This window comes from Collinsella sp. AM41-2BH, assembly GCF_003468085.1.
In the GTDB taxonomy this organism is placed as follows: Bacteria; Actinomycetota; Coriobacteriia; order Coriobacteriales; family Coriobacteriaceae; genus Collinsella.
The window spans coordinates 29,647-46,500 of sequence record NZ_QSGH01000010.1 but is presented as its reverse complement, the minus strand read 5'-3'; the positions used below and the strand labels follow the sequence as shown (position 1 = coordinate 46,500).

Here is a 16,854-nt window from a genome sequence, read left to right as displayed (position 1 = left end):
TTTTCCCAGGTAGTATTAGGGGGTGTGGGCAACCATGCCCCTTTTTCGTTAAGTTTCAGAGCTGGTTTTCTCATTTCGTTTCCACTAAAGCGAATCAAGAATAGGGAAACAGCAGGTAGAAAGGATAGGACAGACATATGGCGGAGTTTATCTACCAGATGTATCAGGCTCGTAAGGCCCATGGCGACAAGGTGATTCTTGACGACGTGACCCTGAGCTTCTACCCCGGTGCCAAGATCGGCGTCGTGGGCCCCAACGGTATGGGCAAGTCGACCCTGCTCAAGATCATGGCCGGTATCGAGGAGGTCTCAAACGGCGATGCCAGACTCACCCCCGGCTACACCGTGGGTATCCTGCAGCAGGAACCGCCGCTCGATGACGACAAGACCGTTATCGAGAACGTGCGCATGGCGTTTGGCGATATGATCGCCAAGGTCGATCGCTTCAATAAGATCGGCGAGGAGATGTGCGACCCGGATTGCGACATGGACGCCCTCATGGCCGAGATGGGAAAGCTCCAGGACGAGATCGACGCCGCCGACGGCTGGGATATCGATTCCAAGCTCGGCCAGGCCATGGACGCCCTGCAGCTGCCCGATTCCGACATGCCGGTTAACGTGCTCTCCGGCGGCGAGCGTCGTCGCGTGGCGCTGTGCAAACTGCTGCTCGAGGCTCCCGACCTGCTGCTGCTCGACGAGCCCACCAACCACTTGGACGCCGAGTCGATCCTGTGGCTCGAGCACTTCCTGCACAACTACCAGGGCGCGGTGCTTGCCGTCACGCACGATCGCTACTTCCTGGATAACGTTGCCGAGTGGATCTGCGAGGTCGACCGCGGTCACCTTTATCCCTACAAGGGCAACTACTCCACGTATCTGGAGACCAAGGCCGCGCGTATCGAGGCGCAGGGTAACCGCGACGCCAAGCTCGCCAAGCGCATGGAGGCCGAGCTCGAGTGGGTACGCAGCTCGCCCAAGGCTCGTCAGGCCAAGAACAAGGCCCGTCTGGCTCGCTACGAGGAGATGGAGGCCGAGGCCCGCGCCAGCCAGAAGCTCGACTGGACCGACATCCGCATTCCCGTGGGCCCGCGTCTGGGCAACAAGGTGCTCGAAGCTCATCACCTGCACAAGGAGTTCGATGGCCGTGTGCTCATCAATGACCTTTCGTTTACCCTGCCGCGTAACGGCATCGTGGGCGTGATCGGCCCCAACGGCGTGGGTAAGACTACGCTCTTCAAGACCATCGTGGGTCTGGAGCCGCTGACTTCGGGCGAGCTCGAGGTGGGCGAGACCGTCAAGATCTCCTATGTCGATCAGAACCGTTCCGGCATCGACCCCGACAAGAACCTGTGGGAGGTCGTCTCGGACGGCCTGGATCACATGATGGTCGGCGAGACCGAGGTTCCGAGTCGCGCTTATGTGGCGAGCTTTGGCTTTAAGGGCCAGGACCAGCAGAAGCGCGCTGGCGTACTCTCCGGTGGCGAGCGCAACCGTCTGAACCTGGCGCTCACGCTCAAGCAGGGCGGCAACCTGCTGCTCCTCGACGAGCCCACGAACGATCTCGACGTCGAGACGCTGTCCTCACTCGAGGCGGCGCTGCTCGAGTTCCCGGGCTGCTCGGTGGTTATTAGCCACGACCGTATGTTCCTGGACCGCGTCGCCACGCACATTCTGGCGTGGGAGGGCACCGACGAGAATCCGGGCAACTGGTATTGGTTCGAGGGCAACTTCGAGGCCTATCAGGCCAACCGCATCGAGCGCCTGGGCGAGGACGCAGCCCAGCCGCATCGTATTCACCGCAAGCTGACGCGTGACTAGGTTTGTTACGCGGTTTTACCAAACCGCGTAACGAGATGATGCTGCGCGAGCCGCAAGCACCCCATCTTGTCGTTCAAACCGTCGCTCGCGTACCAAAGTACGCGTCGCTCCTCTTTCACGGCAACCTGGGGCACTTGCGGCTCGCTCGCTGTTGGTTACGATGCATCGACAAATGAGCAATTTAAACGAATGAGCAAAAACGGCTCAAATCCTGATTTGGATTTGAGCCGTTTGTCGTTACTGCTCGGGTTCTTCGACTTTATCGATGGTCCAGGCGGCTCCGAGACCGCCGGCGGTGTTGCGGCGGATGCGCACGGCAACCTCGCGGCGCTCGCCGGCCTGCGTGTAGTGCAGGGGGGAGCTTGCGCGGTTTCGCGCGGCCTCGATGGTACCGCGCTCGCGGGCGATCCAGTAGTACTCGCCGACGATGCCGAGCGTGTCGGCGCCGTAGGGGAGATAGGTCGACAGCTGGTGCAAAAGCGGGCCGGGGCAGAAGACCTCGGTTGTGAAATCGACGGGGAAGTCCTCGGGGATGGCGGGCGCTGCGGGTGCGGGGGCCGGTGCTGCAGCGGGGACCGGAGCCGGTGCGGGAATCTGGTCATAGACAGGTTCGGATGCGGACTCGATGACGGGTGCAGACTCAGGCACCGGTTCCGGCTTAACTGCGGAATCTGTCGGTTCCACGGAGACGGATGTGTCTTCAGTCTCGGTTTTGGCATCGGCTTGCGGGGCGTCCTCTGCCTCGACAGGCAGCTTTGCTTCGACCGGCGTGGATGCCATGGTGGTGATGCCGGCGTTTGCGTTCTCGGGGTCATAGACGACCGTAAGCGAGATGGCGGGCTGCGGTGTCTCGGGCTCCGGCGCCGACTCGGTAGCGTCTTGATCGGCGGGTTCGTCGGACTGATCGTCCTCGGCCTCGTTGCCAAAGACATTGCTGTTTTGGAACGCAGACGTCTCGGGTTGGTTAGCGGCTTCTTCGGTTGTCGACTTGGGAGCTTCGTTGAGCTCAGCAGTGGCTTCCTGCTCGGATATGACTTCAGGATCGGTCGTGGCGGCGATTTCGGTTTCTACTGCTACCTCAATAGCGACTTCGATCTCTGTCTCGGGCTCGGGCTCCGGCACAGCTTCAACCGCGGCTTCTGGTTCGGGACGCTTAACGTGCTTGGGGCGCACAGCCTTGAGGTCCTTCTCACTGCGCTTTTTCTTTTTGTAGGACTGCTTAGCGCCCTTGGCGGTCTTGGGCTTGTCCTCGCCCTTGGCAAGTGCGGCATCCCAGGCCTCGTTGGCGATGACGGTGGCATACAGGCGACCGCCCTTAAAGACGGTCAGCTTAATGCAGTCGTCAAGCTCTTCGAGCAGCTCGCGCGTGGATTCGAAGCCCAGGTCATAAGCAGTCATGTCGTCAACGGCGAGAGCCTCTTCGACCTGCGTCATAAACGTTTGCTTGCCGCATCCAATCGCATCGCGCAGCAGGCGATACAGATAGATGTGGTTGCCCAGCGAAAGCATGGGCCTAACTATTGTCTTGCTCATGGCAAATCTCCTCTTTACACATGTAAAGCATCTTACCATCGCATGGCGCTCGCCATGACGGCGCCCAAGGCAAACGGGCGCGAACCGCTGTCGATTCGCGCCCGTTGTACAGGTTGCCTATCTGGGGATGCAGTGCCTAGTTGCCCGATGTCGTGCCTTGGCTTGAACTGTCAGATGCCGTGCCGGACGCGGTTCCGCTCGAGCTGTTGGTGTTGCTGTTGTCGGTAGATCCCGTGCTCGGTGTATTGCCATTCGCCTGGTCGCCCGTGCTCGGTTGAGAGCCGTCAGTCGTTTGGCTTGAGTCAGTCGTGCTGGATTGCGTGCCGCTGTTGTTCACGGAAGAATCGACGCCCTGCGATTGGTTTTGGGTGTTCGAGGACGAATTGGCAGAGGTAGAACTGCCTTGCGTATCGTCCGTCTGTGCCTGCTGATCCTGCGACTGGGTGTTGCCATTTGCATCGCTCTCGCTCGTGCGCGACGACAGGATTGGCTCGGGACGCTCGCCCAGACCCTCACCGGCAGTGGTGATAAGGATGGCGCCGGCGCAGGCGATGACCGCGACGATGGCGATAGCGATCGAGAAGACGATGACCTTCTTTTGCGTCTGGCTGCGCTCAGCCGCCGCCTTGGCGCGCAGGCTGTTGGGAGCGACGCGCGCCGTGGTCGCGCGTCCCGCAACCTGGCGCATCTCCTGCGTGGTTGCGGCGCCACCTAGGTGCTCCTCGACATTGGGCTCAACGGGCTCGTAGGCGCCGGTAGGGTAGTCGACAGCGGCATGCGTGCCCTTGATTGCTTCGGCGCTGGCGGAGATAAAGTGGCGATAGACCTGCGAGGACACAACAGTGATGACTGAGCTCACAGCGGCACCAATCACCGAGCCGGCAATGCCAATCTTTGAAGCGAGCGCGACACTCGTGGCGGCTGCCGCGGCACCGGCGATGATTTGGGGAATGGAAATGTCATCAAAGAGTTTTTTCTTGGGCGCAATGGCCATGGTCTGGCCGATGGAATGGTTCTCGTGAACGCCGTTGTTGAGTGCGGCCGGCGTCATGACACGCGTGCGCGGCGCGTCGGTGTACTTGGTTGTCATACGGGGTCCTCCCGATGTAAATCTGCTTCGTTTCGTGTAGCCATCAGGGTACCCACCAGATGTGAATCGTACGTGACATTTAACAGATACCATCAACTCATCAAGGGGGCCTGCTGTCTTTGGTGCAATAGCTTGATGCTAAACTGGATTTACTATTGCGAGGTGGTTTACGTGATGTACCCGTATATGACATTCGAAGATGGTACCGAGGTCATTCATTCTGACCTGATTACAGATGGCGATATCGAAAAGGTTATCGTGCATTTTGAGCGACCGACGGCAGAGGGCTTCGACTCCGCTCGTTGTGAGTTGCCTTCCTGTTCGTGGACTGACTGGGAAGGGCATTTTACTCAGAGTGAAAAACGAGCTTTCGAAGAGTGTCTGAGCAAATAATTTAGATTAGTTCGAGTTTAGTTCGAATAAAGAAGCTGAATGCGATGACCTAAAGCGTATGCATTTTTAGTATTAGATGCGTATGAAATGGAGGATGTGAATGGATGAGCTAATAGACTTTAAAAAACGATTTCTCAAGAATGGCGAGCTGGTTTCAATTCCAAAAAAGGAAAGCTATAAAAGAATCATGCTGCTATGGGCCGTCTCTTTCTTTGAATTAAATACAAGTTATACGGAGCTTCAGGTTAATCGTGTGCTGTCACAGCTCTATCCTGATTATGCCGTGTTGAGGCGGTACTTGGTTGATTATGGATTCCTATTAAGGGATGAACGAGGCCTGAAATACGAGGTTAATCGTGATGTTCACGGTATTGAGAGCTAGCCGTCCGGTTCGGGTCCTATATATTGCTAGAGGGATAAGCGAAATAGGCAATTGGTGTGCGAATATTGCTTTGCCAATGCTGATTTACGAGGTAACTCACGATGTTTCTGCAACTGCTTTGATGGTCTGCTGCAGATTTGCCCCCTCTCTGTTTTCAGTTGCGCTCGCGCAGCTGCCTCAGAAGATGGGTATCGGGACACTGCAGGCCATGAGATTGGCAGACTTAATTCGCGCGGGATTATTCGTTTGCTATATTTTTGTTGATAGTAAATGGAGTATGTTTGCTATTACGTGCGCGGTATCGCTTTGCCGAACGGTAGAAATGCCCTGCTTTTACTCGTTGTTAAGAGCCAATACGAATAGTATCAATCGCGACGTAATTAATAATTCGTTTGGGTTCCTGCAGAATTTGATGATGGTCCTGGGGCCAGTTGCCGGCGGTTTTGTTGTCGCTCAATTTGGGGCGGAGGCTGTTCTTGCATTAGACGCGCTTTCTTTTGCCGCGTCGTTCTGGTTGCTGCGAGATGTTCCGTCGGTTATCGAGGTTAATGATAAAGAGGGAATAAGCAAAAATGAAAAAAACAGGACTGCATTTAGTGATCTTAGCGCGAAGCACTTGGCAATTGGTTTCCTATTAATCGATATTTCTAGTGGCGTGGCATTCGGCTCTCTGAATTCTCTTTTGCCAGCTATAGCGCAATTGCAATTTGACTCGTCATCGATACAATATGGATTCCTTCAGAGTAGTCTTACAATCGGACTGTTGTTCGGAAATACAATATACGGTCGTTTAATCAGTGGTTCCGATTGCGTTAAATCATATTGTTTTGTGACGTATCTTGCGCTCGGTGCGTATCTGGCGTTTGGCTATCGCTATGCGTCTGGGATATCGTTTATTTTCCTTTTTATCGTCGGTGCCGGAAACGCCATTCAAGATGTGCTTCTCATAACATCGCTGCAGGATTTGGCGAGAGACGGATCTGAATCGATAAGCCTGTTTTCAATTAGGGAGTCTTTGCAATCGGTTGCTGTTGTTATTTCAACACTTCTTGTTTCCCTGTTCACGAGCATCGCGATGTTCTCAATTCTCGTTACAGGACTTGGTGTATTTTCAATTATGATGGTAGTTGTGTTTCAATTGAATTATTTGCGAAAGATGTGACGTTGATATGCCTAAAACGCTTTTAGTATTTCCCCCAGGATGGAGTCCAGTGGGGCCGTATCTTGCCTTGCCTGTTTTGAAGTCATATCTTCAAGAGGTTGAACAATACAAAGTTGACATTGTTGACTTAAACGTGGAATTTTACGATGACCTCCTATCTTTTAGACATGTCGAAGAGTGCTGTAAAAGGTATCGGGAATCAAAGGATTCGTTTAGTTCGAATGTTCAATTAACAATCGAGTTGATACAAAAGTCGGCACTTAATGTTGACGAGGCAAAAGATATTTTCAGATCGAAGAGATACTTTAATCTAAAAGAAAGACAATATGCTGAAAACATTTTTAGAAATGCACTCTATATCATAAATCACGTCTCATATGGAGTTAAATACACGTTCAACTCCATAGATCTGCCCTATGATTATTATTCGACACCAGAAATAATGAAATCGCTTGCGGATACCTTGCATAATCCGTTTATTTCCTTCTATGAAACTGCCTTTCTTAAGCGTATTCAGAGGGAAAAAATCGAGTTTATTGGGATTTCGGTGAGCGGCTGTTTCCAATTGATTTCTGCAGTTACGTTAGCGAAACTGATTAAAGAAGAATGTCCATCTGTTAAACACGTCTCATTGGGCGGCAATTACATTACTCGTTTAGCAGATGACTGCATGAAAGAATGGCATCCCTTTTTTGAATACATTGATTCGATAATGATGTATGACGGCGAAGAGCCGCTTGCACGTCTTCTTGAGGCTCTTGACTCTGGTGATGACAATCTCGACTGTGTTCCAAACCTTTGCCATGCTAAAGGTGGAAAGATATATAAAAACCATCGGATTGAGCAAACATTTATCAACGATACAGTTCCCGATTTCGATGGCTTCGCCCTTTCTAAATACTTCATGCCTGAGCTAATATTGCCGGTTTATTCCTCTAGGCAGTGTTTTAATCATTGCGCCTTCTGCACCATTCCCGGTGCTACCGGTGGTTGTTACCGAAAGATGCCTATATCGAGAGTATTTGAAATAATGTGTCGGTTAAATGAAAAATACGGCACGAGAGTTTTCTCTTTTGTGGATGAAACATTCGAAGGCAAAAGAATGGAGCAACTCGCGGATGAAATAAACGCATCGGGAAAAACGTTTTTCTGGCATGGAGAAACGAGGTTCTCTCCAACCCTAAGTACAGACGTTTTTAACAAGATATACCAAAGTGGATGTAGGCAGATTCAGTTTGGCCTCGAGTCATACAACCAAAGAGTTCTTGATCTAATGAAGAAGAACACGAGAGTTGATTGGATTGATCGCAATATCCATGATTGTCTCAATGCGGGTATTCCTGTTCATCTATTTTTTATGATTGGCTTTCCGACCGAAACTAAAGAAGAGGCTCTGAACACCTTAGCTTATACAGAGAATGTTTTGAATTATTCAAAACAGGTATGTGGTGTTCCATATTCCACGAGAGGATTTACGAATTTTGGTCTCGTTATGGGGTCGGATGTTTGGAATCATCCCGATAAGTATGGTGTCTCTGTAATGCCGAAGTCCCAATATGAGGATTTGCGCCTCGAAGTGGATTATGTTTCAGGCACTGGTTTAACTTTAAATGAAGCAAAATCCTTATCTGATGAGCATCATATTGATTTTTATATGCAAGAGGTCATAAACGGTAGTGACACAATTGACTTGCCCCAGCGGCTTCATATTTCAGAGGTGACCTGGATCCTAGATTCTATTCACGCTGTCAGGTATAAGGGACATTTGACCAAAGTAAAGCGACGGCTAACTAGTCTAAATCCAGCTGATCGAATCTGGCTGGATTCCAAGACCTCTGTCGTGCTCGTTGAGCCATTTGCCTACTTCTATAATTCTGAATACCATCATGTCTATGCTGTTTCCCAGTTGGTATACCTTAAGTTGGCCCGTTTATTGGAGGCCGATTGTAGCATTTCTCTTATTCTTGATCAGGGCGACCTCGAGCTGACAAGGGCGATAGAAGAACTGTTGCATTATGGATTGCTGAATACAAATATCGATGCCGATTATGTAATGCACGATAATGGTTTTCAATTGGTTAAAAGTTCGTTTGTTAAAGAAGTCGGACGCTCAAAAGAGGGGTTAAGAGTACTGCTGAGTTGTGCCACCCATAGAATGTGTGCGGTTAATGATTATTCGTTCGCTTTGCTTTCGTTGTTTGAAAAGCCGATTACTAAGAACGAGCTGCGCGACATTTTGAAAAAAGAGGGACTATCGGCAAACGAGGAGCAATTAAACAAGTTGGTTGATAATTGCATGAAAGCAGATATACTACAATTGATTAGATAGAGGAGGTTTCTGCATGGACGTTATTAACAAAGATCTCTTGGAGCAACTGAAAGAGTCTCAGGAAGAGGGCGTCGTGGTAGAAGTGTTCGACTTTGAGGACTACATGGATAAATTCTGCCATTAGTTTCGGAATTTACTTGCCTCGCTTAAAGGAGAAGTCGATTATCGATTTCTCCTTTTTTAATTAAAGATATTTTTGGAATACATGCTCTTAGCACAGGTTGGCGTCTCAGTAAACTGGGAGGTTGCTTTGGCTAGTTAGAGATATGTGAACGTCCGTTAGACTGAATCTCAGGGTAGAAGGGGCCTCCAGTGTCCAGATCAACAAGGCAATGCTGCGTTTCGGCTAATAAGAACGACGGCTTTTTGCGTGTGGCGGCGGCGTCGCCGCGGATTCGCGTGGCCGATGTCGAGGGCAATGCCGAGGTGGCGTTGGCTGCCGTGCGTGAGGCTGCCGAGCGTGGCGTTCGCGCGCTGGTGCTGCCCGAGCTTAACCTGACCGGCTATACCGCGGCCGATCTGTTCCATAACCGCACACTGCTGCATGCCTGCGAGGCTGCTCTGGTGCATATCCTCGACGAGACTCGTGAGCTGCCGATTGTCTTTACCATTGGTCTTCCCGTTGCGGTTGCCGAGAATATCTACAACTGCGTCGCTGTGTGCTGCGCGGGCGAGCTTTTGGGCCTCACGGCCAAGAAGTATTTGCCCAACTATGGCGAGTTCTATGAGCGCCGTTGGTTTGCTCCGGCACCTACCGATCCCGTTTGGCTTGAATTTGCCGGTCAGGGTCCGGTCCCGTTGGGCTCGGGGCTTGTCTACCGTTGCTGTGATGAGGGCGCCGAGGACCTGGTGCTGGGCGTTGAGGTCTGCGAGGACCTGTGGGTGCCGGCGCCTCCTTCGACCGAGATGGCGCTTGCCGGTGCGACGGTGATTCTCAACCCGTCGGCCTCGGACGAGATCATCGGCAAAGCGGATTACCGCCGCAGCCTTATCTCTAACCAAAGTGCACGCCTGTACTGCGCCTATGCCTACGCGGACGCGAGCGAGGGTGAGTCCACGACCGATATGGTCTTTGCGGGCGAGAACCTCGTCTACGAAAACGGCTCCAAGCTCGCCGCGACCAAACTGCTTACCTGCGATATGGCCATCGCCGATGTCGATCTTGACCGCCTGGTTGCCGAGCGCCGTCGCTCGACGACGTGGGCGCGCGCGGACGATGCGCCGGAGGCCACGACCGTTGAGTTTTCTTTTGAGGGCGTGCTGGCCAAAGAGCCTGTCCTGCGCGATGCCTGCGATATCGACCGCGTTTTCCCTCGCGCGCCTTTTGTGCCGGCCGACCACGGTGATCTGGCCGAGCGTTGCGAGACTATTCTCAATCTGCAGACTGCGGGCCTCAAGACCCGCCTTGCCCATACGGGTACCAAGGCTGCCGTCATCGGCCTTTCCGGCGGCCTCGATTCCACACTGGCGCTACTCGTGACCGTGCGTGCCTTCGATGCGCTGGGGCTGCCGCGCACGGGCATCACTGCCGTGTCCATGCCCGGCTTTGGCACGACGCATCGCACTAAGTCCAACGCCGAGTCGCTCGCGCGCGACCTGGGCGTGAGCTTCCGCGAGGTTTCGATCCACGCGGCTGTGGAGCAGCACTTCAAGGACATTGAGCACGATCCGACCGTGCAGGACGTGACCTACGAGAACAGCCAGGCCCGCGAGCGTACGCAGATTCTGATGGATCTGGCCAACCAGGCTGGCGGTTTTGTCATCGGCACGGGTGACCTGTCGGAGTTGGCACTCGGCTGGGCTACCTATAACGGCGACCACATGAGCATGTACGCCGTCAACGCGAGCGTGCCCAAGACACTCGTGCGTCACTTGGTGCGTTATGCGGCTGATGTCTTTGGCGGGCGTATTGCCGAGGTTTTGCTCGATATCCTCGACACGCCGGTGTCCCCCGAGCTTCTGCCGCCCACGGGCGACGGCGAGATTGCGCAGAAGACTGAGGATTTGGTGGGCCCGTACGAGTTGCACGACTACTTCCTCTACTACTTGCTGCGTTTTGGCTTTGAGCCGGGCAAGATCTACCGCATGGCGCTCAAGAGTTTCGAGGGTGTCTACGACGCCAAGACCGTCCACGCGTGGCTGCGTACGTTCTATCGTCGCTTCTTTGCCCAGCAGTTTAAGCGCAGCTGCCTGCCCGATGGCCCCAAGGTTGGTTCGGTGACGCTCAGCCCGCGCGGCGATTGGCGTATGCCGAGTGACGCCAGCTCGCGTCTGTGGCTTGCGCAGATCGACGCGCTCAATCCAGTTGACTAAGGTTGGCTAAATTGAACCAATACGGGGGTTGCAAGCGTTACACTTTTGCAATCTGATGGCCCGTATCGCGCGGCGCTCTTGTCGGAGCGCCGCTTTTTTATATCGGAAGGTGGCACCATGCAGGCATCGCAGCGTCTCGACCGCTTTGGCGCGGAGGTCTTCGCCTCGCTCAACAACAAACTGCTTGCGCTGAAGGCTCAGGGCAAGACCATTTACAACATGAGCGTGGGCACGCCCGACTTTAAGCCGTACGACCACGTGGTCGAGGCGCTCACGCAAGCGGCCCAGGACCCCGAGATGTGGAAGTATGCCCTGCGCGACCTGCCCGAACTCAAGCAAGCCGTGTGCGATTACTATGAGCGCCGCTTTGGCGTTTCGGGCATTACGCCGTCTATGGTGCAGTCGTGCAACGGCACGCAGGAGGGCGTGGGCCATTTGGGCCTGGCCCTGCTCGATCCGGGTGACACCATTCTGGTTCCCGATCCGTGCTATCCGGTCTTTGAGGCGGGTGCCAAGATCGCCGATGCCAAGCTCGAGTACTATCCGTTGGTCGCCGAGCATAATTACCTGCCCTATGTGGCGGGCATCGATCCCGAGGTGGCCGATCGTGCCAAGTACATGATCGTGTCGCTGCCCGCCAACCCGGTGGGCTCGGTGGGCGCGCCCGAGGTCTACGAGGAGATTATCGCTTTCGCCCGTGAGCACGACCTGCTCATCGTCCATGACAACGCGTATTCCGATATCGTGTTTGACGGCGAGCCGGGCGGAAGCTTTTTGCAGTATCCCGGCGCGCTCGAGGTGGGCGTGGAGTTCTTCTCGCTCTCCAAGTCGTTTAACGTCACCGGCGCGCGTATCGGCTTTTTGGTCGGTCGCGAGGACGTGGTCTCTGCCTTTGCCAAGCTGCGCGGCCAGATCGACTTTGGTATGTTCTTCCCGATCCAGAAGGCTGCTATCGCCTGCCTGAACGGCCCGCGCGATGAGGTCGAGGCGCAGCGTCTGAAGTACCAGGAGCGTCGCGATGCCCTGTGCGACGGTCTTGAGGGACTGGGCTGGGAGCGTCCCAACGCGCATGGCTCTATGTTTGTGTGGGCCAAGCTTCCCGGCGGCCGTACCGATTCCATGGCGTTTTGCGAGGAGCTCATGGAGAAGGCCGGCGTTGTGGTGACGCCGGGCGCGAGCTTTGGGCCTTCGGGCGAGGGGCACGTGCGCATGGCGCTGGTCTTGCCGCCCGACCAGATTGCTTTGGCTGTCGAGGCCATTCGCGAGGCGGGCCTGTATTAGAAAGGTGTTTCGACTCGTCAATAGCTCGAAACCGATTTCGTGCAGTTATTTTACGATTTCTGCAAACAATTTCGGTAAACGGTCGATTTTTGGCTGCGAATAGGAGCATAATCAAAGTCCCGATTGGATGTATTGGGATTACGGCAAGCCGCTCGGGTCGTTCCCGGGCGGCTTGCTTGTGGAGAGAGATGGGAGTTTCTAATGGTTAACGAGAAGAAGGTCGCTATTGTCGGCTGCGGTTTCGTTGGTTCGTCTTCGGCGTTCGCGCTGATGCAGAGTGGTCTGTTCTCCGAGATGGTCCTCATCGACGTGGACAAGAACCGCGCCGAGGGTGAGGCCCTGGATATCGCGCACGGCATGACGTTTGCCGAGCCGATGAAGATCTACGCCGGCGATTATTCCGATGTCGCCGACGCCGCCATGATCGTCGTCACCGCTGGCGCTGCCCAGAAGCCCGGTGAGACTCGCCTGGACCTGGTCAACAAGAACGTCAACATCTTTAAGTCCATCATTCCCGAAATTAAGAAGTCTGGCTTCGACGGCATTCTGCTCATTGTCTCCAACCCGGTCGATGTTCTGACCTATGCCGCCATCAAGATGTCCGGCCTGCCCGAGGGCCATGTCATCGGCTCCGGCACCGTGCTCGACACTGGCCGTCTGCAGCAGATGCTTGGTGCCCACGTCGAGGTTGACCCGCGCGATGTCCAGGCCTATGTCATGGGTGAGCACGGCGACTCTGAGTTTGTCGCTTGGTCCAGCGCCCAGGTTGCCGGCGTGCCGCTGAACACTTTCTGCGAGCTTCACGGTCATCTGGAGCATGAGGCTGCCGAGAAGCGCATCGCCGAGGACGTCAAGAACTCCGCCTACACCATCATCGAGAAGAAGCACGCCACCTACTATGGCGTCGCCATGGCCGTCAAGCGCATCTGCACCGCCGTCATGCGCGATGAGCAGACCGTTCTGCCCGTCTCCTCGCTCATGGTGGGCGAGTATGGCCTGTCCGATCTTGCCATCTCCATGCCGACGGTCGTTGGCCGCGACGGCGTCGTCTGTCGCGTCCCCGTGCCGCTGAACGATGACGAGCAGCATGAGCTCACCGCCTCCGCCAAGGCCCTCAAGGACATCATCGACAGCGTCGACTTCTCCTGCTAAATCAAGCTCGCTAGAGCGAAAAGCTACAATGAAGGCGTCCGGGTCCACACGGCCCGGGCGCCTTTTTGGTGCAAAGTAACCTGACCCCAATGCACCATAGTTGCCCCAATGCACCATAGTTGATGGGAGGGCCATGTCGGATTCGCCTAATTTTTTAACCTATGCCCAGACGGCGTTTGATCCGTTTGAGGAGAGGCCGTTCTGCGCGGTGGATAGCCTCGTCTTTGCGTGGTTGTCCTATTTGCGTTTGCCGGGTGATATGGCGGAGCTGACGAACTGGCAGGGCCTAGACGTACGCGAGCTGCTGCGTGCCGAGTGCTACCGGGACATGATTGACGACTTGTGGGACCCGGAGGGGAGCAAGGCCTTGCTGGAGGCCGTGGCAGCAAGTCCTCGCTACCGTGGCGTGCACGTTTGCGGCTATCGTGCCGTGAGCGATGTGGTGGCGACAGAGCAGTTTGCAGCCATGGCGTTCCGGTTTCCGGCGGGGTTTAGCTATCTTTCCTTCCGGGGGACCGACAGCACGATTGTGGGCTGGAAAGAGGACTTTAACATGGCGTTCCGGTATCCTGTGCCGGCCCAGGAATCCGCGGCGCGTTATGTGGACGAGGCGGCGGATGCGATTGACGGGCCGCTTTTGTGCGGAGGTCATTCCAAGGGTGGAAACCTTGCGGTGTACGGTGCGGCGATGTGCTCCGATGTCGCCCGTGCGCGAATCGAACAGGCGTATTCCCATGATGGTCCGGGTTTCGTCGAGGAGTTTCTGAACGGCAACGCCTTTGCCGATCTTTCCGGTCGAATCGACAAGACGCTACCTCGGTCGTCGATCTTTGGCATGATGTTCGAGACGCAGGAGGACTATGCCATCGTTGAGAGCACCGAGTTCAGCCTGCTGCAGCACAATCCCTTTAGCTGGGTGGTTGATGGTCGCGACTTCGTGTACTGTGAGCGCCTGTCCGCCGGTGCTCGATACGTTGATGGCTCCATTCGCGAGATGCTGCTTGCAGTTTCGCCTAGCGAGCGCGAGCGTTTTGTAGATGCGTTGTTCTCCGTGTTTGAGGCTACGGGTGCTGAGCGGTTTGCGGATATCGCTGGGAATCTGCGCGAGAGCCTGCCCGTGATGCTCCAGGCTGCGCAAGGGTTTGACAAGGATACGCGACGCTTTGTCTCGCAGACCATCGTGGCAATTCTTAAGTGTGCGCTGCTGCCCAAACGTCCCGAGTTCAGCGTGCCTTCTAGTGGTAAGAGCCTGGCAGAACAGCTCGAGGTATGGCAGTCCGAGCTCCTGCGCTAGCCATTGGTGCAAAGCAACCTGTCCCCGATGCACCAATCTTCGATGCGCCTGGGGCGGGCTCGACCGCTATACTGGTTCGTGCTCAATTCAATCTAGAACGGAATGCCGTATATGAAAATCAATCATGCGATTCTGCATATCCTGGACTTTGACTCTGCCGTCAACGTTATGAGCCAGCGCGAGCTCGATATCGAGAGCCGTACCGTGCGCAACTTCGTGACCACGCATCTGCGCCGCGCACGTACCTCGGCCGACAATAAACGCGCCGCGTTTGCCGAGAACTCTGCGTTTGGCGGCGAGCTCAAGGGCTATTTCTTTGGCGAGCGCGAGTTCGTAGACCTGTCGCAGCAGATTGCGGAGTTCATTTCCTCCGAGCTTACCAAGGCCGAAAAAGCCGAGTCCACCGATGTGCTCGTGGCCGACTTTGACGACGATGAGGATGCCCGCTGGTTTGCCGTGATGCTGCTGGGCTCCAAGCAGGCCTTTATGCACGAGGTGGGCCGCGAGGAGGGCGAGGTACGCAACGACATCGCGCGCCACTATGCTATCCTGCCGAATCCTTCCCAAAAGGTGCCAAGCTATGCCATCGTGCGTGCGAGCACCATGGAGATCGGCTATGTGGACAAGAAGCGCAAGATTGCCGGCGAAGACCGCATGCTCATTCCCGACGGTCTGCTGCAGTGCGATACGGGCGTGTCGGGCAAGGAGGTCATCGACACCGTGACGCGCGTGGTCGAGGAAGTCGCCGAGGAGCACGGTGCCAATACGGCCGTAGCGCTCGCTAAGGTTAAGGCTGCCGTTGCCGAGAAGGTTGAGGATGACGAGGAGCTGCCGCCCTGGGATATCGTCGATGAGGTCTTTGAGGACGAGCCGGTCATCAAGGAGAGCGTACGCGCGGCGCTGACCGAAGAGAAGGTGCCCGAGCGTGTGCCCGTGGAGCGCAAGCAGGTCGAGCGTGCGGCCGTGCGCAACCACAAGATTCGTACCGATACGGGCATCGAGATCAGCTTTCCGGCCGAGATGGGCTCGAACTCCGAGTACATCGAGTTCGTCAACGAGCCCAACGGCCTCATTTCCATCGAGCTCAAAAACATCGGCAGCATCGAGAATAGATAAACTGCGCTTGGACGCTGCAGAAAAACAAAGGTCGAAACCCTTCGGGACTTCGGCCTTTTTGCTTGGAGCTGAATTGAGTTGCAGACTGAGCATACGTCAGCGAAAACGCCCCTAGGCGAGCAAGGTGACGTGAAAGAGGAGGGAAGCGTACTTCGGTACGCGACCGACGATTGAACGTCAGATTGCCGCTTAGGGGCGTTTGCAGCGTCGAGCCGTTACGCGGTTTGGTAAAACCGCGTAACTTCTACAGCCGGCGTAAGCCTTCCTCGAGTCCGGTCTTGCTGTCGGTCTTCTCGTCGCGCATCTTGATGACGCGGGCGGGGACGCCGGCCACGACGGCACCAGCGGGGACGTCCTCGACGCACACGGCGCCGGCGGCAACGACAGCGCCCTTGCCTACGTGCACGCCTTCCAGGACCACGGCGTTGGCGCCGATCGTGACATCGTCCTCGATGATGACGGGCGTGGCGCTTGCGGGTTCAACGACGCCTGCCAACACGGTTCCAGCGCCGATGTGGCAGTTCTTGCCCACTGTGGCGCGGCCGCCCAGCACGGCGCCCATGTCGATCATGGAGCCCTCACCGATGACGGAGCCGATATTGATGATGGCACCCATCATGATGACGGCGCGGTCGCCGATCTCGACGCGGTCGCGGATGATTGCGCCCGGCTCGATGCGGGCATTGATGCCCTTAAGGTCGAGCATGGGCACGGCAGAGTTGCGGCAGTCGTTCTCCACATCGTAGTAGTCGATGGAGTCGGCATTGGCATCGAGGATGGCCTTGAGCTCTTCCCAGTCGCCAAAGACGGTCTTGCCACGACGGCCGCCGTAGACGTGCGCATTGCCCCACTGGACCTTCATGCCGGGCTTCTCGCGCACATACAGCTTGACGGGCGTCTTTTTGGGCGCGGTGGCGATGTAATTGATAATCTCCTGGGCATCCATCTCGGCTGCGTTACTCATATGCTGTTTCTCCTTTGCGTGGGTACGG

Annotated in this window: 12 protein-coding genes; 9 read left to right on the top strand and 3 right to left on the bottom strand. The window is 55.5% G+C overall.

Annotated features, from left to right (window positions below):
• The first annotated feature begins 137 nt into the window (after positions 1-137).
• Positions 138-1,817: an energy-dependent translational throttle protein EttA gene (gene ettA, locus DW899_RS06460; protein ID WP_117800375.1), complete on the top strand. Its 1,680-nt coding sequence runs from the start codon at positions 138-140 to the stop codon at positions 1,815-1,817.
• Between the two features lie 237 nt (positions 1,818-2,054).
• Here ettA and DW899_RS06455 read toward each other — a convergent pair whose 3' ends face one another.
• Complete coding sequence (locus tag DW899_RS06455; protein WP_147349730.1) at positions 2,055-3,350, bottom strand: hypothetical protein; 1,296 nt, start codon at positions 3,348-3,350, stop codon at positions 2,055-2,057.
• A gap of 136 nt (positions 3,351-3,486) precedes the next feature.
• Positions 3,487-4,440 (bottom strand): hypothetical protein, encoded by a 954-nt coding sequence (locus tag DW899_RS06450; protein WP_117735775.1) that lies wholly within the window; start codon positions 4,438-4,440, stop codon positions 3,487-3,489.
• A gap of 493 nt (positions 4,441-4,933) precedes the next feature.
• On the opposite strand from DW899_RS06450, the gene DW899_RS06440 reads away from it, so the two are divergent.
• The 8 genes from DW899_RS06440 to DW899_RS06405 all read left to right on the top strand — a co-directional run bounded on the left by DW899_RS06440 (position 4,934) and on the right by DW899_RS06405 (position 15,862).
• Positions 4,934-5,215, top strand: a complete 282-nt coding sequence (locus tag DW899_RS06440) for a DUF2087 domain-containing protein (protein ID WP_055251466.1) — start codon at positions 4,934-4,936, stop codon at positions 5,213-5,215.
• Entirely contained in the window at positions 5,193-6,377 is a 1,185-nt protein-coding gene (locus DW899_RS06435; RefSeq protein WP_082435530.1) for an MFS transporter, read from the top strand. The genes DW899_RS06440 and DW899_RS06435 overlap by 23 nt, the downstream gene beginning before the upstream one ends.
• Before the next feature lie 7 nt (positions 6,378-6,384).
• Complete coding sequence (locus DW899_RS06430; protein WP_117735774.1) at positions 6,385-8,706, top strand: radical SAM protein; 2,322 nt, start codon at positions 6,385-6,387, stop codon at positions 8,704-8,706.
• Between the two features lie 312 nt (positions 8,707-9,018).
• Positions 9,019-11,019: an NAD(+) synthase gene (locus DW899_RS06425; protein WP_117800373.1), complete on the top strand. Its 2,001-nt coding sequence runs from the start codon at positions 9,019-9,021 to the stop codon at positions 11,017-11,019.
• 117 nt (positions 11,020-11,136) lie between these two features.
• A complete protein-coding gene (locus tag DW899_RS06420) occupies positions 11,137-12,300 on the top strand; it encodes a pyridoxal phosphate-dependent aminotransferase (RefSeq protein ID WP_117800372.1) in 1,164 nt (387 codons plus the stop codon).
• 201 nt (positions 12,301-12,501) lie between these two features.
• A complete protein-coding gene (locus DW899_RS06415) occupies positions 12,502-13,452 on the top strand; it encodes an L-lactate dehydrogenase (RefSeq protein WP_006234343.1) in 951 nt (316 codons plus the stop codon).
• Between the two features lie 133 nt (positions 13,453-13,585).
• The gene (locus DW899_RS06410; RefSeq protein WP_117583912.1) at positions 13,586-14,746 is read left to right on the top strand and encodes an Mbeg1-like protein; all 1,161 of its coding nucleotides are present in this window, start codon (positions 13,586-13,588) and stop codon (positions 14,744-14,746) included.
• Between the two features lie 111 nt (positions 14,747-14,857).
• A complete protein-coding gene (locus DW899_RS06405) occupies positions 14,858-15,862 on the top strand; it encodes a nucleoid-associated protein (RefSeq protein ID WP_117583913.1) in 1,005 nt (334 codons plus the stop codon).
• A gap of 244 nt (positions 15,863-16,106) precedes the next feature.
• Here the strand turns inward: DW899_RS06405 and dapD are convergent, their stop codons facing one another.
• Positions 16,107-16,826, bottom strand: coding sequence for a 2,3,4,5-tetrahydropyridine-2,6-dicarboxylate N-acetyltransferase (gene dapD / locus DW899_RS06400; protein ID WP_117800371.1), 720 nt, complete (start codon positions 16,824-16,826; stop codon positions 16,107-16,109).
• Between the last annotated feature and the right edge of the window lie 28 nt (positions 16,827-16,854).